Origin of the sequence: Mesorhizobium sp. LSJC269B00, from assembly GCF_000502815.1 — a bacterium.
Classification (GTDB): Bacteria; Pseudomonadota; Alphaproteobacteria; order Rhizobiales; family Rhizobiaceae; genus Mesorhizobium.
The window spans coordinates 907,559-928,864 of the sequence record NZ_AYVN01000001.1 but is presented as its reverse complement, the minus strand read 5'-3'; the positions used below and the strand labels follow the sequence as shown (position 1 = coordinate 928,864).

Sequence of the window (21,306 nt, the reverse complement as noted above, 5' to 3'; positions counted from 1 at the left end):
GCCGTCCAAGCCTTACCCCGGGATGGCATTCGATTCGACGCTACAAAAAACCAGCGGCAATGTCATCACAAACTGTTGAGCCAGGACGCCGGTAAGCCGGCCGATTACCCCAGACGTAATCGACCGATGGCCATCATGTCTGCAGATTGCGCCAACGAAGCCGGTCGTCGGGCTTCGATCTCACAGGGAGTTCAGCCATGGCCGCCTACGCCGTCGCCCATATGCGTCAAGTCACAATGGGCCCTCAGATTGTCGAGTATCTGCAGAGGATCGACGCCACATTGGAGCCGTTCGGCGGCCGCTTCCTTGTCCACGGCGGCGACATGGACGTGGTCGAAAACGAATGGCCCGGGCATCTGATCGTCATCGAGTTTCCGGACAGGGCGCATGCGTGGGGCTGGTACGATTCATCAGCCTATCGCGATTCTGGCCTTGCGCACCGACAACTCCCACGCCGATGTGATCATCGCCGATGGCGTTCAGCAACCGCACAAGGCGACGGACGTGCTGGAATAGGGGCAAACTACCGCTTCAGCAAGAACACCGCTTGCTGGCCGAAGAAATTCCAGAACCACCATGGCATCGACAGGCCGATCTTCTGGCCGTTGCCGTCGAGCGCGGTGGCTTTCTCGACCGAAGCGCCGAGTTCCTCGACCAGATTGACGAAGTCGCGGATGGTGCAGAAATGGATGTTGGGCGTGTCGTACCAGGAATAGGGCAGGTCCGCGGTCACCGGCATCCGGCCATTGACGAACAGCGACAGCCGCACCCGCCAGTGGCCGAAATTGGGGAAGGAGACGATGGCGCGGTTGCCGATTCGCAGCAGTTCGTCGAGCACCAGCTTCGGGTTGCGGGTCGCCTGCAGCGTCTGTGACAGAACGACGAAGTCAAAACCCTTGTCCGGATAGAATTCGAGGTCGGTGTCGGCATCGCCCTGGATGACCGAGAGGCCGCGCGCAACGCATTCATTGACGCCGCGCTGTGACAGCTCCAGCCCGCGGCCGTCGACCTGCTTGGTCTCCTGCAGGAGTTCGAGCAGCAGGCCGTCGCCGGAGCCGACATCGAGCACCCGCGACTGCGGGGGTATCAGGTTGGCCACGACTTCCAGGTCGACGCGCTGGCTGCCATTGACGCTCATGAGGCGAGCCCCCTTGCGCGGGCCGCCGAGCCGATGAAGCCCTTGATGGCGGCAAACAGTTCGGGTTCGTCGAGCAGGAAGGCATCATGGCCGCGGTCGGTGTCGATCTCGACGAAGGAGACCGATGCGCCGGCGGCGTTGAGCGCATGCACGATCGAGCGGCTCTCCTCGGTCGGGAACAGCCAGTCCGAGGTGAAGGACACCAGGCAGAAGCGGGTCTTGGTGCCGGCAAAGGCATCTGCCAACCGGCCGCCATGGTCGGCGGCGAGGTCGAAATAATCCATCGAACGGGTCATGTAGAGGTAGGAGTTGGCGTCGAAGCGGTCGACGAATGTCATGCCCTGGTGGCGCAGATAGCTTTCGATCTGGAAATCTGCGTCGAAACCGAAGGTCAGCGCTTCGCGGTCCTGCAGATTGCGGCCGAATTTCCGATGCAGGGCGGCTTCCGACAGATAGGTGATGTGGGCGGCCATGCGCGCCACGGCGAGCCCCTTTTCCGGGCGCTTGCCGTGCTCGAAATATTTGCCGCCATGCCAGTCCGGATCAGCCATGACAGCCTGGCGGCCGACCTCGTGGAAGGCGATGTTCTGCGAGGAATGGCGTGCGCCTGTGGCGATCGGCAGGGCCGAGAAGACGCGCTCGGAATAGCATGACGCCCATTCCAGCACCTGCATGCCGCCCATCGAGCCGCCGAGCACGCAAAACAGCTTTTCGATGCCGAAATGGTCGACCAGCATCAGTTGCGCCCGCACCATGTCGCGGATGGTGATGATTGGCAGGTCGAGGCCGTAGGGCTTGCCGGTGGCGGGATTGGTCGAGGCCGGACCGGTGGAGCCGAGGCAGCCGCCGATGACGTTGGAGCAAATGACGAAGAAGCGGTTGGTGTCGATGATCTTGCCGGGACCGATCAGCACTTCCCACCAGCCGGGCTTGCCGGTCACCGGATTGGTGCTGGCGACATGCTGGTCGCCGGTCAGCGCGTGGCAGACCAGGATGGCGTTGGTGCGGGCATCGTTGAGGGCGCCATATGTCTGGTAGGCGATCTGGAACGGCGACAAAAGCGTGCCGGCGTCGAGCTTCAGCGGCTTGTCAGGGCCAAAACGCAACACAGGGCTCGACGGGTTGTCGGCCTCGTTGTTGGTTTTTGTAGCGCGGAGCGCGGCCATGTGACTCTCCTTGCCCGCCGTCAGGCAATAAAAAACCGGCAATGCGATCGCAAAGCCGGTTACGTCACGCAAACGGCCCTTTAGCGAGTTGTTTAACGTGGCTGCAAGCCGACCGGCCAAATCACCACGGAACTGTTGCGTTCTTCTAGAACTCGTGCGGCCCGGCGTCAACGGCCAGCTATTGCCCGCCTCTCGACATTCGCGGCTACGGCTTGTATTTCCGCTGCGGCCTCCGGACGGAGGCATTCTCGATGGATTTGCGACATGGACAAGACAGCGGACAAGGCACGGCCGACGCCCCGCGCGGGCATTATGGACATCGACGCCTATGTGCCGGGCAAGAGCACGGCACCGGCCGGCGTCGCCAAGGTCCATAAATTGTCGTCGAACGAGAACCCGCTCGGCCCGTCGCCGAAGGCGATCGAGGCCGCGCGCGAAGTGGCCAGCAAGCTCGATGTCTATCCCGACGGCACCGCCCGCCGGCTGCGCGAGGCGATCGCCGAGGTGCATGGCCTCAACCCGGCAAACATCATCTGCTCCAACGGTTCCGACGAGATTTTGGGCCTGCTGGCGCAGACCTATCTGGCGGCCGGCGATGAGGCCATCATCACCGAACACGCCTTCATGATCTACAAGATCTACATCCAGTCGGCCGGCGGGACACCGGTGACGATCAAGGAAACCGAGGAACGCGCCGACGTCGACGCGATCCTGGCCGCGGTGACACCGCGGACCAAAATCATCTTCCTCGCCAATCCCAACAATCCGACCGGAACCTATCTGCCGTTCCAGGAGGTCCGCCGCCTGCATTCCGCTCTCCCGGGCAACGTGCTTCTGGTGCTCGACGCGGCCTATGCCGAATATGTCAGGCGCAATGACTATGAGGCCGGCATCGAGCTGGCGGGCAGCGCACAGAATGTGGTCATGACCCGCACCTTCTCCAAGCTTGGCCTTGGCGGCGCGCGCATCGGCTGGATGTATGGCCCACTGCACATCGTCGATGCCATCAACCGCATCCGCGGCCCTTTCAACGTTAACGCAACAGCGATCGAGGCCGGCATTGCCGCCATCCGCGACCGCGCCCATGTCGAGCGCAGTTCGTTGCACAACGAGACCTGGCTTACCTGGCTGAATGAAGAACTGACGAAGCTTGGGCTGCGCGTGACGCCCAGCGTCGGCAATTTCGTCCTCATCCACTTTCCCGACGACAAGAGGCATTCGGCTGAGGCGGCGGACGATTACCTCACCCAGCGCGGCTATATATTGCGGCGCGTTACCGGCTATGGCTTTCCCAATGCGCTGCGCATGAGCGTCGGCACCGAAGAAGCAAATCGCGGCGTCATCGATGCCCTCACGACATTTCTGAAAAGCTGAAACAATGACAGCACCGATGTTTGAAAAGATCGCGCTGGTCGGCATCGGCCTGATCGGCTCGTCGCTGGCCCGCATCATCCGCCGCGAGGGCCTGGCCCGCCATGTCGCCATCGCGACGCGCAGCCCGGCCACGCTGGCGCGGGCGAAGGAGCTCGGTCTTGGCGAGAGCTACACCACCGACGCCAGGGAAGCGGTCCGCGACGCCGACCTGATCATCGTCTCGGTGCCAGTGGGGTCGTCGGGCGAGGTGGCGCAAGAGATCGCAGCGGCGCTGAAAAAAGGCGCCATCCTCACCGATGTCGGTTCGACCAAGGCCTCCGTCATTGCGCAAATGCAGCCCTATGTGCCGGACGGCGTGCACTTCATTCCGGGACATCCACTGGCGGGTACGGAGAAATCGGGCCCGGATGCGGGTTTCGCCGAGCTGTTCGAAAACCGTTGGTGCATCTTCACGCCGCTGCCCGGCACCGATCCGGCGGCGCTGGAAAAGCTTTCGGAGTTCTGGCGGCGCTGCGGCTCCAACATCGACACGATGGACCCGCAGCATCATGATATGACGCTGGCCATCGTTTCGCATCTTCCGCATATCATCGCCTACAACATCGTCGGCACCGCCGACGATCTGGAATCGGTGACCAAGTCGGAAGTGATCAAATATTCGGCTTCCGGTTTCCGCGACTTCACCCGTCTGGCCGCCTCCGACCCGACCATGTGGCGCGACGTGTGCCTGCACAACAAGGATGCCATCCTGGAAATGCTGGCGCGCTTTTCAGAGGACCTCGCCTCGCTGCAGCGGGCGATCCGCTGGGGCGACGGCGACAAGCTGTTCGACCTGTTCACCCGCACCCGGGCCGTTCGCCGTTCGATCATCGAGGCCGGCCAGGACATCGACGTGCCGGATTTTGGCCGCCAGGCGGTGGAACATCCGGCGAAAAGTTAAATCTGTTTCAGACGGGCCAGGCCGCCGCGACCATGGCCATTGCCTCGTCCCTGTTTGGCGCCCCCAGCCGGCCGCCGAAGCGCTGGCATTTGAGCGCGGCCGCCGCGCTGGCAAAGCGCAACGCCTGCTCGATCGGCATGGTTTCCGCCAACGCGACAGCAAAGGCGCCGTGGAAAACGTCGCCGGCGGCCAGCGTGTCGACCGCCTTGATCTTCGGCGCCGCGATGTGGCGCACGCATCCGGCGGACCGGTCATGCCACCAGCTTCCCGCGGCGCCGCCGGTCACCGCGACAAAGGCGTCTGTGCGGCTGGCGAGGTCGGCGCAGGCGGTTTCGGGATCCAGCGCGTGGTCGCAGATAATGCGTGCAGCCGTCTCCGAAGCGACGATGTGCGAAGCCAGCGGCAACAGACGCTCCAGCACCTCCAGCGGCGCCGTGTCGGCGTCGAGGATTGCCGGGCAACCGGCGTCGCGCGCGGCGGTCAAGGCAAGAGCGGCGGCGCCCGGCCAGCGCACATCGACCAGCACGGCATCGAAGCCGGAAAGATCGGCGACAGGCACCGCGTCGGGGTCGGCCTGCGCCTTTGGGTCGTAGAAGGGCACGATGATGCGCTCGCCATGAGCGTCGACCAGGATCGCGGCCAGCGCCGAGCGGGCGCCTTCGACGCGGCGGACAAAGCCGCAATCGACGCCCTCGGCCTCGATGCCGGCCAGCAATTGGTCGCCGACGGCATCGCCACCTGCACTTGCCCACAGGAACACCTCGGCGCCGAGACGGCGGGCGGCGCAGGCAGCACTTGTCGCCATGCCCGAGGCGATCTGGATGCCGTCCGAGGCGATGAACTTGCCCTGATGCGTGGGCAGGGTTTCGACGCGCAGGATGGTATCCAGCGTCAGCGCGCCAACGCTCAGCAGTTTCACCGGTCGGTTCATGCGTCGGCTTGCTCGAGCATGATCTCTCCCCAATAGCCGTTCCCGCTCTTTGCGATCATGCTCTAATCGAGCGGCTTGATCTTGCCCAGCGGAATGAAGCCGAGCGAGACCTTGCCCTTCACCACCTTGAGCGGCATCGACGGTTCGTTGCCGAGCAGCGCCAGACCGGCAAAGCCTTGCTCGATCTGGCTCTTCTGCTCGGGGATTGCGGTGGCGAGGATTGCCGCCACGGCTTTGGGATCCTGCAGCTTGATCGTCAGGTCGGCATTGACCAGGCCGTTGGCGTCGACCGACACCGGGCCGGAGACGGTGATGCGCGCGGTTCCCGACGACAGATCGAGCTTGTGGATGTCGACCGCCTGGCCGCGCAGGCTCCTGGCCTGCGTCTTCATCAGCGCGACGCCGTTCTTCAGCGTCGCGTCGCCGCTGCCGTCGAGCGGCGGCAGCACGCGCCCGCCGATCGCGTCGGCGTCGATCTCAAGATCGGCGAAGCTTCCGGTATAGCCAAGGTCCTGACCGTCCGGCCGCAACTCGCCCGCCGCCGTTCCGGCGCTGAACAGTGAAACCGGGTCGGTGTCGTCGGCCGGATCGGTCTGGCCGGACAAGCTCTCGGCCTGCAGCGAAATGCTGCGTGGCAAGGGCCAGGAGAGCTTGGCATTGGCCTGCAGATTGTCCCAGTCGATCCATAGCGGCGCCATCCCCGGCACCGAGGTGCGCAGCGGCCCACGCAACTCGGCGGCAGGCGACAAAGGCCGGATGAGCTCTGCAACGAAGTTGAAGCTGCCTGCCGAGGCGGCAACGTTCCTGGCGTCGTCCTCGTAAGCCAGATTGTCACAGGAGATGGCAAAACTCAGGGGGTAGCCGCTGACGGTGAGGTTGGCGCAGCCGGCCTCGATGCCTTTGTCCTTGAGCGAGGCCACCGCCTTGTCGGCTTCGCTGCTGACGCGACCGGCGACATAGAACCAGACCGCGCTGTAGACGCCGAACAGCATAACGACCAAGGCAGCGAGCCACATCAGCCGGCGGCGAAACTTCGACGGACGCTCGTCACTTGACGTCATGCTGCGGCTTTCATTAACGCGGGCGTGTTGCGGGTGGACTGTGGCTTACGCAACAAGCAAAAAGAACAGAAGAGCACCGATTCCGATGCGGCGGCGTCACTCTCGTGCAATCAGGCTTGGCGATATGGGCGATTTTTGGGTTTTTGGCTACGGCTCGCTGATCTGGCGGCCGGGATTTGCGCATGTGGAGACCCGCCGCGCGCGGCTTTACGGCTACCGCCGGTCGCTGTGCGTCTATTCCTTCGTGCATCGCGGCACGCGCCAGCGGCCGGGCCTGGTGCTAGGCCTCGACCGTGGCGGCTCCTGCATCGGGCTGGCCTTTCGCGTGCCCGGCGAGCTGCGCGATGAGGTGCTGACCTATCTGCGCGAGCGCGAATTGGTGACCAGCGTCTACCTCGAGCGTGTGCTCGATATCAGCCTCGACGGGAATGGGGCGGCTGCGGGAGAGAGAGTGAAAGCGGTCGCCTATATCGTCGACCGCCAGCATGAGCAGTATGCCGGCGGGCTCGACCCCGCGCATGCGGCAGGTGTTATCCGTGGCGCCGTCGGCCAGTCCGGAAACAACGAGGACTATGTGCTCAACACGCTGCAGCATCTCGCGGCGCTGGGTATCAGCGACCACTGGCTGGAAGAGGTGGCGAAGCGGATCGCCTCGTGAGCCAGTAGACCACGGCGAGCCTGCAGGCGAAGCGCTCGCGCCTTTGTGAAGCGCTGGCCCGCTGGAAAAATTGGCTGAGGCCTTTGACCTCGGCGCGGCGAGACCTAGCTTAGCTGCGGCCCGAAGCATTCGGGTCGCCCGCCGCCAGCCCACGGAGCCCCGTCTTGCAAAAACGCCGTCTCGGTCAAACCGACCTTTCCATCGCGCCGCTGGTCCTGGGCGGCAATGTCTTCGGCTGGACCGCGGACGAGAAGACCTCCTTCGACCTGCTCGACCGGTTCGGCGGCGCCGGCCTCAACGCTATCGATACGGCCGATGCCTATTCGCGCTGGGTGCCCGGCCACGCCGGCGGCGAGTCCGAGACCATTATCGGCAAATGGATGAAAAGCCGCGGCAACCGTGACAAGATCATCGTCATCACCAAAGTCGGCTCGGATATGGGACAAGGCAAGAAGGATCTGTCCGCTGCCCATATCGAAAGGGCGGTCGAGGCGTCGCTTGAGCGGCTGCAGACCGATGTGATCGATCTCTATTTGTCGCACTGGCCGGACCCGACCACGCCTTACGAAGAGACGCTCGGCGCCTACCAGAAGCTGCTCGCTGCCGGCAAGGTCCGCCATATCGGCGCCTCGAATCTCGACGCCGGCCAGCTGCGCGCCGCGCTCGATGTTGCCAGCCTGCGCGGGCTGCCGCGCTACAGCGTGCTGCAGCCGGAATACAATCTCTACGACCGCTCATCCTTCGACGGGCCGCTGCATGATCTGTGCGTGGCCGAGGATATCGGCGTCATCACCTATTTCAGCCTCGCCAAGGGGTTTTTGAGCGGCAAATACCGTAGCGAGGCCGATCTCGGCAAAAGTGAACGCGGCGGCGGCGTGAAGGCTTATCTCAATGCGCGCGGCATGCGCATTCTGGCCGCACTCGACACTGTGGCGGCGCGCCATTCGGCCAAGCAGGCGGAAGTAGCACTCGCCTGGGTGATGGCGCAGCCCGGCATCACCGCGCCGATCGCCAGCGCCACGACGCTGGACCAGGTCGACAGCCTGGTGCGCGCCGCATCGCTGAAGCTCAGCGCGGAGGATATCGTGGCGCTGGACAAGGCCAGCGCCTAGCCGCGCAGGTTCGGCACGATCGTTCAAGACGACGGCTGTCCGCCTTGCCACACTGTTCTCCATTATTGTGGAGAAGAGGCAGCATGGCCGCAGACATTCTTTCGCAGGCGCAGCCCTGGCAGCAATTGCTGGCGCTGGTGCTGGCGGCAACCGTCGTCATGGGCAGTCCTGGCCCGGCGACGATCAGCGTCACGGCGATAGGGGCCGCCTTCGGCCTGCGCAATTCGCTTCACTACACATCGGGGATCATTTTAGGCACGGTCGCGGTGCTGCTGGTGGTGGCCACCGGCATTAAGGCTATCCTCACCTCGATGCCGGGCGTAGCGCCAGTGCTGGCGGTCGCTTCCGCCGCCTATATTCTCTACCTCGCCTACAGAATAGCGACAGCGCCGCCGCTGGCCGCGCGTGACAGCAGCGCGGTTCTGCCGACCTTCCTCGGCGGCTTCCTGCTCGCCGTTGCCAACCCGAAAGCCTATGTGGCGATTGCTGCGGTCCTTGCTGGCTCCGCGACCGCAGCCGGCGCCGATGCTCTCGGCATCCCGGCCAGGCTGGCGGTTCTCACCCTGATGATCGTAGCCATCCATGTGCTGTGGCTGCTGGCCGGCGCGGCCTTCGCCCGCACCCTGCGCCAGCCGCTGGCGCCGCGGATCATCAATCTGGCCTTCGCGGCGACGCTGGTGCTGACCACGGCGCTGGCGGCGTGGCCTCGAGCCGGCTCGCAGAAGAGATCAAGCTTTGGTCTTTTTTGTTTTGGCGCAATTCAGCACGGAAAAAACCGCTCACACTTTTCCTGGAATTGCTTTGGCGGCCGCGGCGAGTTCGGCCAGCCGCTTGACCGCCGTCGGCGGCATTTGCGGCGGGTTAGGAGCCTGCGATGCCTCGATCAGCAGCTGGTCGCAGGCGGCTTCCGTATCGCCGATCAGCCGGTCCATGAATTCGTCCTTGCCGAGCCCGGGCGGAATCGGCGGCAGGAAGCGGGCCTTGATGGTGCCGGGAAAGCGCAAGAATTTGCGGCGAGGCCAATAGAGGCCGGCGACATGGGCGACCGGTACCACCGGGACGCCAAGCTGCGTATAGAGCTCGACAATGCCGTATTTGTAAGCCGGCTCGTCGCCTGGCGCTCGGCGCGTGCCTTCGGGGTAGATAATCAGCTGGCGCGGATTGCGCCCCATCTCCTGCTTTGTCGATGCAACGACCTGCTTCAACGCCTTGGAGCGGCTGCCGCGGTGAACCGGGATCATCCGCATCTTCAGGATGTACCAGCCGAAGAAGGGGATCCAGGTCAGCTCGCGCTTCAGGATATAAAGCGGGTCGTGTAAAAACGGAAAGAAAGCGATCGCGTCCCAAAACGACTGGTGTTTCGGCGCCAGGATGAAAGAGCCCTCCGGCAGGTTTTCGACCCCGGTGATGTCGCTCCTGGTGCCGGCGATCTTGTCGTAGAGCCACAGGCTGGTGCGCGACCAGAATTTCGGCACGAACCAGGCGCGATGGCGTGGCGAGAGGAAGTAGTAAGGGGTCCAGAGGACCATCTGGACGATCAGATTGACATAGAAGACGAAGTTGAACGCCAGCGAGCGGATATAGAGCATGCGGGGAACGGCCCGTTGAGGAGGTGTGCGTTGGTTACACCAAGCGCGGGCAAAAAGGAAACGCCGCAATGGCCTGACATAGGCCGGCTCGCCACTGACTCAAGCCAGTCTCAACTCACCACGTCGCCTGCAATAGCCGCTGCTTCAGCCGCGGAGCGGCGAAATCGAGGAACGCCCTGAGTTTCACCGCCAGCAGGCCTTGGCCGGCATGGACGAGGCTCACCGGCCATGGCTGCGGCTCGAAGGGCCGCAAGACCGGGACGAGCACGCCGGAACGTACTGCGTCCGCGATCTGGTAGGAGAGCACCCGCGTCATCCCGGCGCCTGCAATCGCGGCATCGATTGCAGCTTCCGCCGTGTTGACGCGCAGCCGTGAGCGGATCGGCACGATCAGTTCGCCCTTGTCGCCGGCAAAGCTCCAGCTGGCGAGAGCGGAAGGCCCCTCGAAACTGATGCATTCATGCGCGGCCAGATCGTCCGGCGTCCGCGGCATGCCACGCGCGGCGATATAGGCGGGGCTGGCGCACACGACGCGACGGATCGCGCCGACGCGGATGGCAATGAGGCTCGAAGGCGCAAGCTCGCCGATGCGGATGGCAAGGTCGAGATGTTCCTCCGCCAGTTGGGTTATCCGGTCAGCCAGCGTCAGGCGAATGTTGACTTGAGGATAAGCCGCCAGGAATTCGGTGACGACAGGCAGCACGTGCAGGCGACCAAAGACGACCGGCGCGGTGATGAACAGGTCGCCGGTCGGCGTGCTGTATTCGCCGGCAGCGGTGCGTTCGGCTTCGCCGACCTCGCCGAGGATGCGGCGGCAGGCGGCGAGATAGGCCTGGCCGGCATCGGTCAGCGTGAGCTGCCGGGTCGAACGGTTCAGCAGGCGCGCCTGAAGGTGCTTTTCGAGGTCGGAAACCTTGCGGCTGACCGTTGCCAGTGGAATGCCGAAATGGCGGCCGGCAGCGGAAAGGCTGCCCGCTTCCACCGCGGCGACGAACAGCGACATGGCTTCGAGACGATCCATACTTTGTTCCGGAAATTGGAAGGATAGCTTGCAACTATGCCATCTACATCCAAAACATGGAAGGATCTACCTCTTCGCGTACAATGGCCGTGTTTCGGCCTCGCGGAGGCTTCCATGAATGCTCATACTTTCACCAGCGATGTCGCCTTCACGCCGACGGTCAAGGCGATCCAGACCCGCAAAGGTTCGCGCAAGGGCTATGCCAGCGCCGAGGAGCGCGGCGGATGGCGCGCCCATATGACGCCCGACCTCGCCGACTTCATCGCGGCGCAGACCAGCGTCTTCCTGTCGACGGCAAATGGCGAGGGTCAGCCCTACATCCAGCATCGCGGCGGGCCAGCCGGCTTCCTCAAGGTGCTGGACGAGAAGACCATCGGCTTTGCCGATTTCTCCGGGAACAGGCAGTTCATCACGCAGGGGAATCTCGCCGACAACAACCAGGCATTCCTGTTCCTGATCGACTATGCGCATCGCCAGCGCGTCAAGATCTGGGGCACGGCGCGCGTCGTCGAGGACGATGCCGAGCTTCTGGCAAGGCTGATGCCGCAGGACTACAAGGCGCGCCCCGAGCAGGTCATCTTGTTCACCGTCTCGGCCTGGGATGCCAATTGCCCGCAACACATTCCGCAGCGATTCGAGGCCGCCGATGTCGCGGCCGCACTCGCCGAACGCGACAAGCGGATTGAAAGCCTCGAACAGGAGATTGCGCGGCTGCGTGGCGCGGAAGACGGCACGGCCAAGGGGTAATCGAGCGCCGTCAGAGTCGTCTGTCCAATTCCCAAGGGAAAGCGTACGTGCTTTTCCCGGGAAAACCGCTACACACTTTTCCTGGAATTGCTTTAGTCCTTGGCGGTCGAAACCTCGGCCAGTGCGACGCTGTCGGCAGTCTGGCGGACCGGGACGACGCCGCGCGCAAGCGCCAGCAGGTATTTGCTGTATTCGGTCAGAAGCACGCGTAGCGCTTCCGGCTTGGTCAGCCAGTCGCCATTGTCCAGATTGGTGTTGACCACCGGATAGGGTTCAAGCCTGGCGCCATGCAGCAGGCGGCCCATCTCGAGCAGGCTGCGCGGCATGTGGTAATTGTTGGTGACGAGGATGACGCTGCCATAGGCGTGGCTCTCCACCCATTTAGCGCTTTCCTCGGCATTGCCGATCGTGTCGAGCGCGGCGCGGTCGATGTCGACACAGCAGGAAAACAGCGCCTTGTCGCCGCCGGTAGCAGCCTGCAATTGGCGGCGGCTGGCAGAGGGATGCACGCCTGAGATCAGCAGCCGCTCGCCCTTGCCGGAGGCAAGCAGATCGAGTGCTGCGTCGAGGCGGGCCTGACCGCCGGTCAAGACGATGATCGCATCGGCCTTGGCCGGGTTGGTCGGGGTCGTCATGTGGCTGACCTTGCTGGCGAACCAGCCGAAGCCACCGGCAAACAGGGCCACCAGCAGCAGTAGACAGAGGGAGGCGAGACGCAGGGCGGTGCGCAAACGGCCCAGCCCGGTACGCACACGCAAACGCACCACTGGCATCTGTCCAGCCGTTCCGGTCGACTCCCGCGCGTTCATCATCCTATGGTTAATCCTGAAATGCCTTTTTGGTAAGGAAAAAAGCGCACATTGCGTTACGTCGGTTTTCGATCCGTGATCGTCCCTTCCATTCCTGTCCTTGCCCCCGAACTGTTTTCGCTTCTGCCCTCACGGGTCACCCCGCATCCGGCTGGCGGACATCGATGTCGCTGAGATAGGCGACGACGGTGGCGTGCGAGGTCGCCGCCGTCAGTCCGCCGATCACCAGCACCATCAGGCCGACGCCGAGATAGCCTGCCGATCCGATGGCGAAATTGCCGAACAAAGCGGTGGCCTGGTCGGCCTGCGGCGTTGCCATGTTGCGCGACGACCACCGGGAAAAGACGATGAAAACCAGGATCGCGGCTGCGCCGCCGGCGGCTGCGCCCTTCATCCCGGTGACCAGGAAATGCCAGCGGAATTCGCGCGCGATGAAGCGCGCCTCGGCGCCGACGAAATGCAGCACTTCGATGATATGGCCGTTACCCGCCATGGCGCCGCGCGTCGCAAACACTACGGTCAGCACCGTCGCCGACAGCATCAGGACCAGCACGGCGATGCCGATGGTGACCGTGGTGCGGGCCATGGCGACCAGCCGGTCGACCCATGTACGGTGATCGTCGAGCGAAGCACTCGGCAGCTTGGGCGTGAGCGCCGCACGGATGGCGCTGAAGTCGGGCGGGCTGGTCTCGTCGATGGTGACGATGATCAGGCGCGGCACCGGCAATTCGTCGATATTCAGGCCCGAGCCCAGCCATGGCTCCAAAAGGCGCGCGGTGGCGTCGCGATCGATGATCCGGGTTTCCTTTACGCCGGGGAATTCGCCGACGATCTGCGAGGCCTGGGCAAGGGCTGCCTCCATGTCGAGGCCGTCGACCGGCTTGATCTGAATCGTCGCCTCGCGCGAGATCTGGTTTTCCCAGACCGAGGCAGTGTCGCGCACCAGCGTGACGGCGCCGAAAGTCAGGCAGGACAGGAAGGTCATGATGGCGATGACCAGCACCAAGGCGCGGCCGGCAATATTCTGCGCCGGCACGATCGGCGCCATGCGGCGCTGGACGCGCTGCGTCGTCGTTGCGGGCTCGGCGGCGTCTTCATGCAGCTGTTCGGCCGATAGCTCAGTCATAAATATCCAGCCTTCCGCCGGCCAGGATCATGCGGCGCGCGTCGACCTGCTCCATCAGGCCGAGATCGTGAGTGGCGATCACCACCGCGGTGCCGAGCCGGTTGAGCTCAATGAACAGCCTGAGCAACCGGCGCGCCAGCGGCGGGTCGACATTGCCGGTCGGCTCGTCGGCAAGCAGGATTTCGGGCTGTTCGATCAAGGCCCGAGCGATTGCCGCGCGCTGCTTTTCGCCGCCCGAAAGGACCGGCGGCAGCACATGCATGCGCTCGCCCAGGCCGACCCATTTCAAAAGTTCGGTGACGTCGGTGCGGTAGCTCGCTTCCTCGCGGCCGCGCACGCGCAGCGGCAGAGCGACATTCTCATAGGTGGTCATGTGGTCGAGCAGGCGGAAATCCTGGAACACCACGCCGATGCGGCGCCTGAGATGCGGCAGTTCAGCGCGCGAGATGCGCGAGCGGTCCTTGCCGAAGATGGTGATCAGCCCGCGTGTCGGCTTCAGCGACATGAACAGAAGGCGCAGCAGCGTCGTCTTGCCGGCGCCCGAGGGCCCGCTCAGGAACTGGAAGGAGCTCTCCGGAATGTGCAGGGAGATGTCGCGGAGGATTTCCGGACCCATGCCATAGCGAAGGCCGACATTTTCGAAGCGGATCACGTGCGACGACCTGAGGTGTGTGGCGGCGGCGTGCCAACCCTTTCTGTCCAACGACCATCGGCCGCCATGGTTAACCGTCGGTTAATTTTCGCTGTTTTTGAATGCGTCACAAGGGTTCCGGTTGGGAAGCGTTAACCATTTCCATTTACGCAAAAGAAACGAAAAGGCAACAGCGGGGCCATGATGGCTGAGCAACGAACCGCGCGCCCGGTTTCCGGCGAAATCATGACCGGGACAAGTGTCGCACCGGAATCGCGTCCTGTGGCGACCGACATCGTCGATGCGGATTATGAGGTGCTGCCGCAGCTGATCCCACTGATAGAAGCCATGCCGACGCCGGCGCGCGACATCGCGACGCCGTCGATGGAAGGCATGGAGATGCTGCGCAAATCAGATGCGTCAGCCGGGCGGCCGGCATCGCGTGGCGGGCCGATCTTCTGGATTGCCGGCATCGGTGCGGCGCTTGCCGCCTTCTGGGTCTCGGGTGGCCATGCGCTGGTGCGCCAGACGCCGTTCTGGTCAGTCGAACAGCCGGAGGGCGCCGTACTCAGCATTGCCGGCGTCACGTCGCGTGTCGACGCCTCAGGACCCGCCCCGGTGCTGTTCGTGGATGGCGAGGCCGTCAATGACGGTTTGAAGGCGGGACAATTGCCGCCGCTGGAGATACGTGTCACCGGCAATGACAGCCGCATCACCCGTTATACTCTGGGGACATCCAACCGTTCTCTGGCGCCCGGCGAAAGATTCGGCTTTTCCAGCCGCCTCGATGTGCCTAGAAACGGCGTCAAGGCCGTGGCGGTCACCTTCGCCGGCTAGTCGGTTCTCTGGAAAGGTTGTTGATGCCAGTTGTGCGCGGCAAGGACATCGAGGTCCTGTTTTCGGCGTCCGCGATCGCGCGGCGCAATCTCGAACTCGCCAAGGAGATCGCCGAGCACGACTATCACGACCTGCTGGTGATTTCGGTGCTGAAGGGCTCGTTCATCTTCGCCGCCGATTTGATCCGCGCCATGCACGATGTCGGGCTGTCGCCCGAGGTCGAGTTCATCTTCATTTCCAGCTATGGCGCCGGCACCACCAGCGGCGAGGTGAGGGTGCTGCGCGACATCGACAATGAGGTCGCCGGCCGCGACGTGCTGCTGATCGACGATATCCTGGAGTCGGGCAAGACGCTCTCCTTCACCCGCAACCTGATGCTGTCGCGCGGCGCCAAAAGCTGCGCCATCGCGGTGCTGTTGGACAAGCGCATGCGCCGCCAGACCGAGCTGAACGCCGACTATGTCGGCTTCGACTGTCCCGATTACTTCGTCGTCGGCTACGGCATGGACGTCGCTCACGCTTTTCGCGAACTGCCGTTTGTCGGTGTCGTCAAAGGCGATGCCTGAGAAAAGGCCCCCGACGCTTCAAATTTTTCAGAAAAAGTCAACTTTTGCCCGCCAAATTCCGGCCCATGGCAAAGCTTCTGATCGTCGAGGACGATGAGTCCGTCCGCACCCTCGCCGCCCGCGCGCTCGAACGCGCCGGGCACTCGATCGATATCGCCGCCGACGGCGCGCAGGGGCTGGCGATGGTCAGTGCTGCAGGCGGCGGCTACGACCTCGTCGTCTCCGATATCCGCATGCCGGAAATGGACGGCATCGAGATGGCGATCGCCGCAGCCAGGCTTTTCCCTGACATGAAGATCCTGCTGATGACCGGCTATGCCGACCAGCGCGAGCGCGCCGAGGAATTGAACGGCATCGTTATCGACGTCGTGCAAAAGCCTTTCACGCTGGCCGAAATCCGCTCGCGGGTCGACCAGGCGCTCGCCTGCTTCGCCTGACACGCTTCAGGCGGCATCCTGAGACGCGGCGAGGACAGGCGCAGCGCTCCGGCGCCGTTCGGTGTTGAGCGCCAGCAGACCGGCGCCGATGATCAGCGCCGCACCGATGGCAGTGGTCGAGCGCGGCACCTCGTCGAAGAACAGGAAGCCCCACAGCGGCGACCAGATGATGCCGGTGTATTCGAAGGTGGCGACGCGGTTGGCGGGCGCCAGCCTGTAGGCCTGCGACAGCAGGATCATGCCGGCCGAAGCGACGAAGCCGCAGGCCGCCATCTTGAGGAAATCCGGGGTCGTCGGCCAGACCCACGGCCGCACCAGGAATTCGAGGCTGGGGTGGACAGCATGGGTTATGCCGGCAAGCCAGAATGTGCCGGCAACCGCAGCGGCGCCGACCAGATAGGCGCCGTTCTGGTAGAAGGCCATGACGGTGGAGGATTCGGTGTCGCCGATCTTGCGCGCCATCAGCTGTGAAAAGCCGTAGAGCAAAGCCGAGCCCAACGAAAGCAGCGCCGCCCAGTCGAACAGGCCGGCGCCCGGGCGCAGCATCACGACCACGCCCAGCATGCCGATCAGCACGGTGGCGAGAGCCTGCCAGGATACCCGCTCGCCGAGATAGGGCCCGGCTATCGCCATGATGAACAGGGGCGCCATGAAATAGAGCGCCACCGCGTCGGCGAGCGGCAAGGCAGCGATCGCCAGATAGTAGACCGTATAGGAGGAGAACTGGATGAAGGCGCGTATCGTCAGCAGGCCGAACCGCTTCGAGGCGATGGCCCGCAGGCCGACATCGGCGCGAACGAGAACGACCAGGATCGGCAAAGCGACGATCGAGCGGATCCACATCACCTCGGTCACGGGATAGCCGGCTGACACCGCCTTGACCAGCGGGTCCTGGAGCGAGAACACCAGCACGCCAAGGCAGAGGCTGATGATGCCGAGAACGATCCGGTTGCGCATGTTGTTCTGCCGGCCCTTGCCTTAACTGCCCGCAGCCGCCCGGCCATGGGGTAAAAAGAACCCGCCACCGTTTCGGGCAGCGGGTATGAGTGAGGACTCTTTGATTGGTCCGCAGCCGATTTCGCGGCGGCATATCCAATGGGCGAGCGGACTATGCTGCGGCGTTTGACATGTTGCAAACGAATTGGAATGATACCAGCGATCAAATTTGCTTATGACGGATTCGATGCGGCCACCCCTCGACAGCGATCTCCTGCGCACCTTCGTCGCCATTGCCGAAGCGGGCAATTTCACCCGGGCGGCGGAGCAGGCCGGGCGCACCCAGTCGGCGGTGTCGATGCAGATGAAGAAGCTCGAGGAGCTGGTCGGCGACAGCCTGTTCGAACGCGGCTCGCGCGGCGTGGCGCTGACGCGCCGTGGCGGCGAGCTGATCGTCAATGCCCGCCGCATCGTCTCTCTGCTCGACGAGACGGCGGCATCGATGGCGGCGGCACCGCTTGGCGGGCCTGTGCGCATCGGCATTCCCGAGGAATATGGTCACGCCATCCTGTCGCGCGCGCTCGGCGCCTTCTCGAAGCGTCACACCAAGGTCGAGGTCACCGTGCGCTATGCACATTCGGGCGCCCAGCTGGCAGCGTTGGCGGCCGGTGAACTCGACCTCGCCGTGGTGTTCGAATGGCAGGATCCTTCCGGCGGCGAGGTGCTGATGCACGATCCGACCGTGTGGGTGACATCGAGCCTGCATCACATGCATGAGGAGCGGCCGGTGCCGATCGCGCTCTACAACCGGGCCGGCTGGTGCAAGGACTTTGCCATCAAATCGCTGGAGCAGCGTGGGCTGGCCTACCGTGTCGCCTATACCAGCGACACCACCGGCGGCCTGAAGCTCGCCGTCACCTCTGGCCTGGCGATCGCGCCGATCTCGCACAGCAATATTCCGGATGGCTGCCGCGAGCTCACCGCCGCGGACGGGTTCGGCCACATCGATTCCTCGAATGTGGTGATGCATCGCAACCCCAATGCCTCAGGCGAGGCGATCGACGGCATGCAGGAAGCAATACGCGAGGCGTTCGTCAACCGGCCGGCTTAGTCTGTTGCATCCTCGTAGAAATGCAGCCGATTGCCGAAGGGGTCGCCGACCGACACTTCACGGGTCTGCCACGACGTGGTTTCGAGGCCCGGCCGGGCGTAGCGGTATCTCTTGCCGATCAGTTCGCGGTGCAATGCCGCGATGTCCTCGACCTTGATGCGCATGGCTATACCCGGCGCGCCGTCGCCATGATGTTCGCTCAGATGCAGGACACAGCCGTCGCGGATTACACCCATGTAGAGCGGCGCATTGTCGTCGAAGCGGTGCTCGAACTCGACCTTGAAGCCGAGAAAGTCGACATAGAATTCGCGTGCCTTGGCGATGTCGAAGATGCGCAGGATGGGCGTGACGGCACCGAGTTTCGGCATGGCGCTGATACCATTCAGTTCGACGGATGTTGCCTTGGAGGCTACTTCAGCTCCAGCAGCCGCTCGAGGTAGCTGCGCTCGATGTCGGGGCTGAGCGCGTTGCCGAGCCGCTTGCGAATCGCCTCGAGAATCTGGCGGGCGCGCTGCACGTCGATCTCGTCGGGCACCTTCACCGAATCGCCGAAATCGGGTCCGCGGCTGGCGCGTGGTCGGCCCAGCGGATCGCGGCCGGCGTCCTGTTGGCGGCCGCCTTCCTGGCTGCCGCCCTGGTCGCCCTGCATCGCCTGCAGCTGCTTCATCATCTCCTTGGCGCCCTTGCGCAGCGCTTCCAGCGCGCGACCCTGGTGGCCGACTGCCTGGTCGCCTTCGCCTTCGCCAAGCGACTTTTCGGCATTGCCCATGGATTTGCCAGCGTCGCCAAACCCCTCATTGGGTTGCATGCCCATGCCTTCCAGGCCCTTCTTCAGCTTGTCGAGTTCGCTCTGCAACTGGCCCTGGCCTTCCTGCAGCTGCTTCATCGCATCGGCGAATTCCTGCGGTGTCATCGACTTCGGCCGGGCGAGAGGATCGCGATCCTTGCCGACGCCCGGCTGGTCCGGGTCGTCGCCATTGCCTTCGCCGGGCTGCTGATTATCTCCGCGCTGCATCTGGTCCATGCGGTAGGTGTCGTTCATCATCTCCTGCTGGCGGCGCATGATCTCGCCCAGCTTGTCCATCTGCTGGCGCATCTCGCTGTCCTGCTCGCCGCCCTGCTGCTGACGGCCGGCCTGCAGGTTGTTCATCATGTTTTCCAGCTGCGACAGCAGCTCCTGCGCCTTGTCGCGGTCGCCCGACTTCGCCAGGTTCTCGATCTGGTCCATCATGCGGTCGATATCACTCTGACGCAGCTCGCGACCATTCTGCTGCATCTGCGGCGCGTTCGGGTTCTGCTTGGCGCGCTCGGCGAATTCCTGCAGGAATTCGTTCATCGCCTCGCGCAGTTCCTTCATCGCCTTTTCGATCTCTTCGTCGCTGGCGCCGCGCTTGATGGCGTCCTGCAGCGCCTGCTGGGCCTGGCGGAGCCGCTTTTCGGCGGACGAGAGATTGCCTTCCTCGATGCCGAGCGCGATTTCCCAGAGATAGGCAACCTCGTTGCGCAACTGATCGTCGCTGTCCGACATCTTCAGCCGGCTGCGGGCGCTCATGATGGCGAGGTAATGCGACATGTTGTCGAACGTGTCCTCGGGCCGCAGCGTGATGGCGTCCATCAGGTCGAGCACGCGCGGCTTGGCATTGGCGTCGAGCGCCAGCAGGCGGCGCTGCTCGACCACCGCCCGCGCCAGCGGGTTGGCGAAGGGCCGCTCCGGCATCACAATAGTCTTGGTTTCGCTGGTCGCGGTGTGTCCGGCATCGTCGGTGGCCACAAGCGACAGCTTGATGCTGGCGCCGGCCCAGACATGCTCGGTGAGGTCCTTGGTGGTCTTGGCGGCGTTCGCCTTGCCGCCGCGGCGCGGCAGCGCCAGCGGCAGGTCAGGCGGACCGTAGAGCGGATGCGCATCGGGCGCCGCCGGATCGGCCAGCGCGAAAACCGCCTTGGCGGTGGCCGCGCCATAGTCGTCGTCGATCTGGTAGTTGAGCTCGAAGGCGCCGTTGACGGCGCGCTTGGGCTCGCCGACGAAGCGGATCGTCGGCGGCTTGTCGGGGATCACCGCGAAGGCCCAGCGACCGAGATCGGCTTCGCCCGACTTCAGCGTCAGCGTGCCGTCGGCGGTCAGCTTGCCGGTGAACTGGCGCAGCTTGGGGGTCGCGGGGTTGACCGCCGCTGCCTTGACGGCCGCCACCTGTGGTCCCGACGGGTCGATGGCGCGAGCATTGCCGCCCTTGTCGGCAAAGCTTAGCGTTTCCTCGCCGGAGCCGCCGGTCACGCGCAGCGAGACGTCGCTGCCTTGCGGCACGGTGAAGGTGGCAACCGCCTGCTTGGCGTTGCCATCGATGACTGGCGCGGTCAAGAAGATGGGCGGCTTGCCGGTATAGGCCGGCGGGGTCACCCAGGCATCGATGCGCGGCGGTACGATGTCGCGCGCCGCATGGGCACTGAAACCATCGGACAGCCTGCCGCCGGACGGTCCGAAGGAGAAGGCAAAAGCGGTGACCAACAGCAGCGCCGCCACGGCACGCAATGCCCACGGATCGCGCTCCGGCACGCGCGTACGCGGCAGGTCGGCGCCAAGGCTGCCGAGCTTGTCGGCCATGCGCTTTTGGTGTTCGCGCCACAACGCCTGGGAAAAGATGCTTTCCTTGCCGCTGGGACGGTCGGTCTGCACCAGCACCGGGCTGTGCTGCAGCTGGTTGGCGGCCTCGATACGGCGGTCGATTTCAGCGGCGGATGGAAGCTTGAAGAAACGCAGCGGATAGAGCGCCGCCAGCGTGGCAATACCGAACGCCGTGACCAGGATAACGCGCGCAATGTCAGGCAGCCGGGGGAAAAGGCCGAGCCAGGAGAGGCTGAGAAACAGGCTGGCGATGATGAGCAGCGGCAGAAGCAGCGGCCAGCCGCGCTCGACCGTCATCGAGACCCGTGTCGCCAGCCGGCTCAGGGCAAGCCGCCCGGCCAGGCTGCGATCGCCACTGGAAATGGGGCGTTCCGTCATCGGCCCTTCCTGCCCGGGCGGGATGGCCCGGACTCAACAAGCAGAAGTTTACCAGCAAACACGGCAAAGGCGAGGCGGTTCCGGAAAACTTGAAAAGCTTTGACGGGTTTGCGTCCCA

Annotated in this window: 21 protein-coding genes, 2 pseudogenes and 1 riboswitch; of the genes and pseudogenes, 11 read left to right on the top strand and 12 right to left on the bottom strand. The window is 64.2% G+C overall.

What is annotated here, in order from left to right:
- The first annotated feature begins 197 nt into the window (after positions 1-197).
- A pseudogene (locus X771_RS01000000164675) lies at positions 198-516 on the top strand (DUF1330 domain-containing protein).
- Positions 517-523: 7 nt separating this feature from the next.
- Here X771_RS01000000164675 and metW read toward each other — a convergent pair.
- A complete protein-coding gene (gene metW, locus X771_RS160420; protein ID WP_023673299.1) occupies positions 524-1,138 on the bottom strand; it encodes a methionine biosynthesis protein MetW in 615 nt (204 codons plus the stop codon).
- Entirely contained in the window at positions 1,135-2,304 is a 1,170-nt protein-coding gene (locus X771_RS160425) for a homoserine O-acetyltransferase (RefSeq protein WP_023685352.1), read from the bottom strand. The genes metW and X771_RS160425 overlap by 4 nt, the downstream gene beginning before the upstream one ends.
- A 60-nt stretch (positions 2,305-2,364) precedes the next feature.
- Positions 2,365-2,442: riboswitch (SAM riboswitch) on the bottom strand.
- Positions 2,443-2,568: 126 nt separating this feature from the next.
- Here X771_RS160425 and hisC point away from each other — a divergent pair.
- On the top strand, positions 2,569-3,678 hold the full coding sequence (hisC, locus tag X771_RS160430) for a histidinol-phosphate transaminase (protein WP_023686716.1): 1,110 nt from the start codon (positions 2,569-2,571) through the stop codon (positions 3,676-3,678).
- 4 nt (positions 3,679-3,682) lie between these two features.
- Entirely contained in the window at positions 3,683-4,618 is a 936-nt protein-coding gene (locus X771_RS160435; protein ID WP_023686715.1) for a prephenate/arogenate dehydrogenase family protein, read from the top strand.
- Positions 4,619-4,625: 7 nt separating this feature from the next.
- Here the strand turns inward: X771_RS160435 and X771_RS160440 are convergent, their stop codons facing one another.
- Together X771_RS160440 and X771_RS160445 are read right to left on the bottom strand one after the other, a co-directional pair.
- The gene (locus X771_RS160440; RefSeq protein WP_023686714.1) at positions 4,626-5,549 is read right to left on the bottom strand and encodes a sugar kinase; all 924 of its coding nucleotides are present in this window, start codon (positions 5,547-5,549) and stop codon (positions 4,626-4,628) included.
- 62 nt (positions 5,550-5,611) lie between these two features.
- Positions 5,612-6,610 (bottom strand): DUF2125 domain-containing protein, encoded by a 999-nt coding sequence (locus X771_RS160445; RefSeq protein ID WP_023686713.1) that lies wholly within the window; start codon positions 6,608-6,610, stop codon positions 5,612-5,614.
- A 124-nt stretch (positions 6,611-6,734) separates the two neighbouring features.
- Between X771_RS160445 and X771_RS160450 the strand changes: the two genes are divergently transcribed.
- From X771_RS160450 to X771_RS1000000166295, 3 genes and pseudogenes are all read left to right on the top strand, one after another.
- Positions 6,735-7,268 carry a gamma-glutamylcyclotransferase gene (locus tag X771_RS160450; protein ID WP_023673305.1) on the top strand — a complete coding sequence of 178 codons (534 nt, stop codon included), beginning with the start codon at positions 6,735-6,737 and terminating at the stop codon, positions 7,266-7,268.
- Between the two features lie 164 nt (positions 7,269-7,432).
- Complete coding sequence (locus X771_RS160455; protein WP_023686712.1) at positions 7,433-8,380, top strand: aldo/keto reductase; 948 nt, start codon at positions 7,433-7,435, stop codon at positions 8,378-8,380.
- An 83-nt stretch (positions 8,381-8,463) separates the two neighbouring features.
- A pseudogene (locus X771_RS1000000166295) lies at positions 8,464-9,084 on the top strand (LysE family translocator); the annotation flags it as partial.
- Positions 9,085-9,159: 75 nt separating this feature from the next.
- Here X771_RS1000000166295 and X771_RS160465 read toward each other — a convergent pair.
- Complete coding sequence (locus X771_RS160465) at positions 9,160-9,969, bottom strand: 1-acyl-sn-glycerol-3-phosphate acyltransferase (RefSeq protein ID WP_023673308.1); 810 nt, start codon at positions 9,967-9,969, stop codon at positions 9,160-9,162.
- A 115-nt stretch (positions 9,970-10,084) separates the two neighbouring features.
- On the bottom strand, positions 10,085-10,990 hold the full coding sequence (locus tag X771_RS160470) for a LysR family transcriptional regulator (RefSeq protein ID WP_023686710.1): 906 nt from the start codon (positions 10,988-10,990) through the stop codon (positions 10,085-10,087).
- Positions 10,991-11,104: 114 nt separating this feature from the next.
- Between X771_RS160470 and X771_RS160475 the strand changes: the two genes are divergently transcribed.
- Positions 11,105-11,737, top strand: a complete 633-nt coding sequence (locus tag X771_RS160475; protein ID WP_023673310.1) for a pyridoxamine 5'-phosphate oxidase family protein — start codon at positions 11,105-11,107, stop codon at positions 11,735-11,737.
- Between the two features lie 92 nt (positions 11,738-11,829).
- On the opposite strand, the gene X771_RS160480 is transcribed toward X771_RS160475, so the two are convergent.
- From X771_RS160480 to ftsE, 3 genes are all read right to left on the bottom strand, one after another.
- The gene (locus tag X771_RS160480) at positions 11,830-12,549 is read right to left on the bottom strand and encodes a YdcF family protein (protein WP_023673311.1); all 720 of its coding nucleotides are present in this window, start codon (positions 12,547-12,549) and stop codon (positions 11,830-11,832) included.
- 133 nt (positions 12,550-12,682) lie between these two features.
- Positions 12,683-13,672 (bottom strand): ABC transporter permease, encoded by a 990-nt coding sequence (locus tag X771_RS160485; protein WP_023686709.1) that lies wholly within the window; start codon positions 13,670-13,672, stop codon positions 12,683-12,685.
- A complete protein-coding gene (gene ftsE, locus X771_RS160490; protein WP_023685344.1) occupies positions 13,665-14,324 on the bottom strand; it encodes a cell division ATP-binding protein FtsE in 660 nt (219 codons plus the stop codon). The genes X771_RS160485 and ftsE overlap by 8 nt, the downstream gene beginning before the upstream one ends.
- A 180-nt stretch (positions 14,325-14,504) precedes the next feature.
- Between ftsE and X771_RS160495 the strand changes: the two genes are divergently transcribed.
- The 3 genes from X771_RS160495 to X771_RS160505 all read left to right on the top strand — a co-directional run bounded on the left by X771_RS160495 (position 14,505) and on the right by X771_RS160505 (position 16,143).
- Positions 14,505-15,140, top strand: a complete 636-nt coding sequence (locus X771_RS160495) for a hypothetical protein (protein ID WP_023685343.1) — start codon at positions 14,505-14,507, stop codon at positions 15,138-15,140.
- 23 nt (positions 15,141-15,163) lie between these two features.
- Complete coding sequence (hpt, locus tag X771_RS160500; RefSeq protein ID WP_023673315.1) at positions 15,164-15,706, top strand: hypoxanthine phosphoribosyltransferase; 543 nt, start codon at positions 15,164-15,166, stop codon at positions 15,704-15,706.
- Between the two features lie 65 nt (positions 15,707-15,771).
- Positions 15,772-16,143 carry a response regulator gene (locus tag X771_RS160505; protein WP_023686708.1) on the top strand — a complete coding sequence of 124 codons (372 nt, stop codon included), beginning with the start codon at positions 15,772-15,774 and terminating at the stop codon, positions 16,141-16,143.
- Positions 16,144-16,149: 6 nt separating this feature from the next.
- Here X771_RS160505 and X771_RS160510 read toward each other — a convergent pair whose 3' ends face one another.
- Entirely contained in the window at positions 16,150-17,100 is a 951-nt protein-coding gene (locus tag X771_RS160510; RefSeq protein ID WP_023686707.1) for a DMT family transporter, read from the bottom strand.
- A 226-nt stretch (positions 17,101-17,326) separates the two neighbouring features.
- On the opposite strand from X771_RS160510, the gene X771_RS160515 reads away from it, so the two are divergent.
- The gene (locus X771_RS160515; RefSeq protein WP_023686706.1) at positions 17,327-18,190 is read left to right on the top strand and encodes a LysR substrate-binding domain-containing protein; all 864 of its coding nucleotides are present in this window, start codon (positions 17,327-17,329) and stop codon (positions 18,188-18,190) included.
- On the opposite strand, the gene X771_RS160520 is transcribed toward X771_RS160515, so the two are convergent.
- Together X771_RS160520 and X771_RS160525 are read right to left on the bottom strand one after the other, a co-directional pair.
- On the bottom strand, positions 18,187-18,558 hold the full coding sequence (locus X771_RS160520) for a glyoxalase superfamily protein (protein ID WP_023685340.1): 372 nt from the start codon (positions 18,556-18,558) through the stop codon (positions 18,187-18,189). The genes X771_RS160515 and X771_RS160520 overlap by 4 nt on opposite strands.
- Before the next feature lie 41 nt (positions 18,559-18,599).
- Positions 18,600-21,188, bottom strand: coding sequence for a TIGR02302 family protein (locus tag X771_RS160525; RefSeq protein ID WP_023686705.1), 2,589 nt, complete (start codon positions 21,186-21,188; stop codon positions 18,600-18,602).
- Positions 21,189-21,306 lie beyond the last annotated feature (118 nt).

What these genes read in the sequence shown, in the direction of transcription:
- metW (WP_023673299.1), bottom strand. Translation starts at nt 1,138, where the DNA reads ATGAGCGTCAATGGCAGCCAGCGCGTCGACCTGGAAGTCGTGGCCAAC.
- X771_RS160425 (WP_023685352.1), bottom strand. Translation starts at nt 2,304, where the DNA reads ATGGCCGCGCTCCGCGCTACAAAAACCAACAACGAGGCCGACAACCCG.
- hisC (WP_023686716.1), top strand. Translation starts at nt 2,569, where the DNA reads ATGGACAAGACAGCGGACAAGGCACGGCCGACGCCCCGCGCGGGCATT.
- X771_RS160435 (WP_023686715.1), top strand. Translation starts at nt 3,683, where the DNA reads ATGACAGCACCGATGTTTGAAAAGATCGCGCTGGTCGGCATCGGCCTG.
- X771_RS160440 (WP_023686714.1), bottom strand. Translation starts at nt 5,549, where the DNA reads ATGAACCGACCGGTGAAACTGCTGAGCGTTGGCGCGCTGACGCTGGAT.
- X771_RS160445 (WP_023686713.1), bottom strand. Translation starts at nt 6,610, where the DNA reads ATGACGTCAAGTGACGAGCGTCCGTCGAAGTTTCGCCGCCGGCTGATG.
- X771_RS160450 (WP_023673305.1), top strand. Translation starts at nt 6,735, where the DNA reads ATGGGCGATTTTTGGGTTTTTGGCTACGGCTCGCTGATCTGGCGGCCG.
- X771_RS160465 (WP_023673308.1), bottom strand. Translation starts at nt 9,969, where the DNA reads ATGCTCTATATCCGCTCGCTGGCGTTCAACTTCGTCTTCTATGTCAAT.
- X771_RS160470 (WP_023686710.1), bottom strand. Translation starts at nt 10,990, where the DNA reads ATGGATCGTCTCGAAGCCATGTCGCTGTTCGTCGCCGCGGTGGAAGCG.
- X771_RS160475 (WP_023673310.1), top strand. Translation starts at nt 11,105, where the DNA reads ATGAATGCTCATACTTTCACCAGCGATGTCGCCTTCACGCCGACGGTC.
- X771_RS160480 (WP_023673311.1), bottom strand. Translation starts at nt 12,549, where the DNA reads ATGATGAACGCGCGGGAGTCGACCGGAACGGCTGGACAGATGCCAGTG.
- X771_RS160485 (WP_023686709.1), bottom strand. Translation starts at nt 13,672, where the DNA reads ATGACTGAGCTATCGGCCGAACAGCTGCATGAAGACGCCGCCGAGCCC.
- X771_RS160495 (WP_023685343.1), top strand. Translation starts at nt 14,505, where the DNA reads ATGATGGCTGAGCAACGAACCGCGCGCCCGGTTTCCGGCGAAATCATG.
- hpt (WP_023673315.1), top strand. Translation starts at nt 15,164, where the DNA reads ATGCCAGTTGTGCGCGGCAAGGACATCGAGGTCCTGTTTTCGGCGTCC.
- X771_RS160505 (WP_023686708.1), top strand. Translation starts at nt 15,772, where the DNA reads ATGGCAAAGCTTCTGATCGTCGAGGACGATGAGTCCGTCCGCACCCTC.
- X771_RS160510 (WP_023686707.1), bottom strand. Translation starts at nt 17,100, where the DNA reads ATGCGCAACCGGATCGTTCTCGGCATCATCAGCCTCTGCCTTGGCGTG.
- X771_RS160515 (WP_023686706.1), top strand. Translation starts at nt 17,327, where the DNA reads ATGCGGCCACCCCTCGACAGCGATCTCCTGCGCACCTTCGTCGCCATT.
- X771_RS160520 (WP_023685340.1), bottom strand. Translation starts at nt 18,558, where the DNA reads ATGCCGAAACTCGGTGCCGTCACGCCCATCCTGCGCATCTTCGACATC.
- X771_RS160525 (WP_023686705.1), bottom strand. Translation starts at nt 21,188, where the DNA reads ATGACGGAACGCCCCATTTCCAGTGGCGATCGCAGCCTGGCCGGGCGG.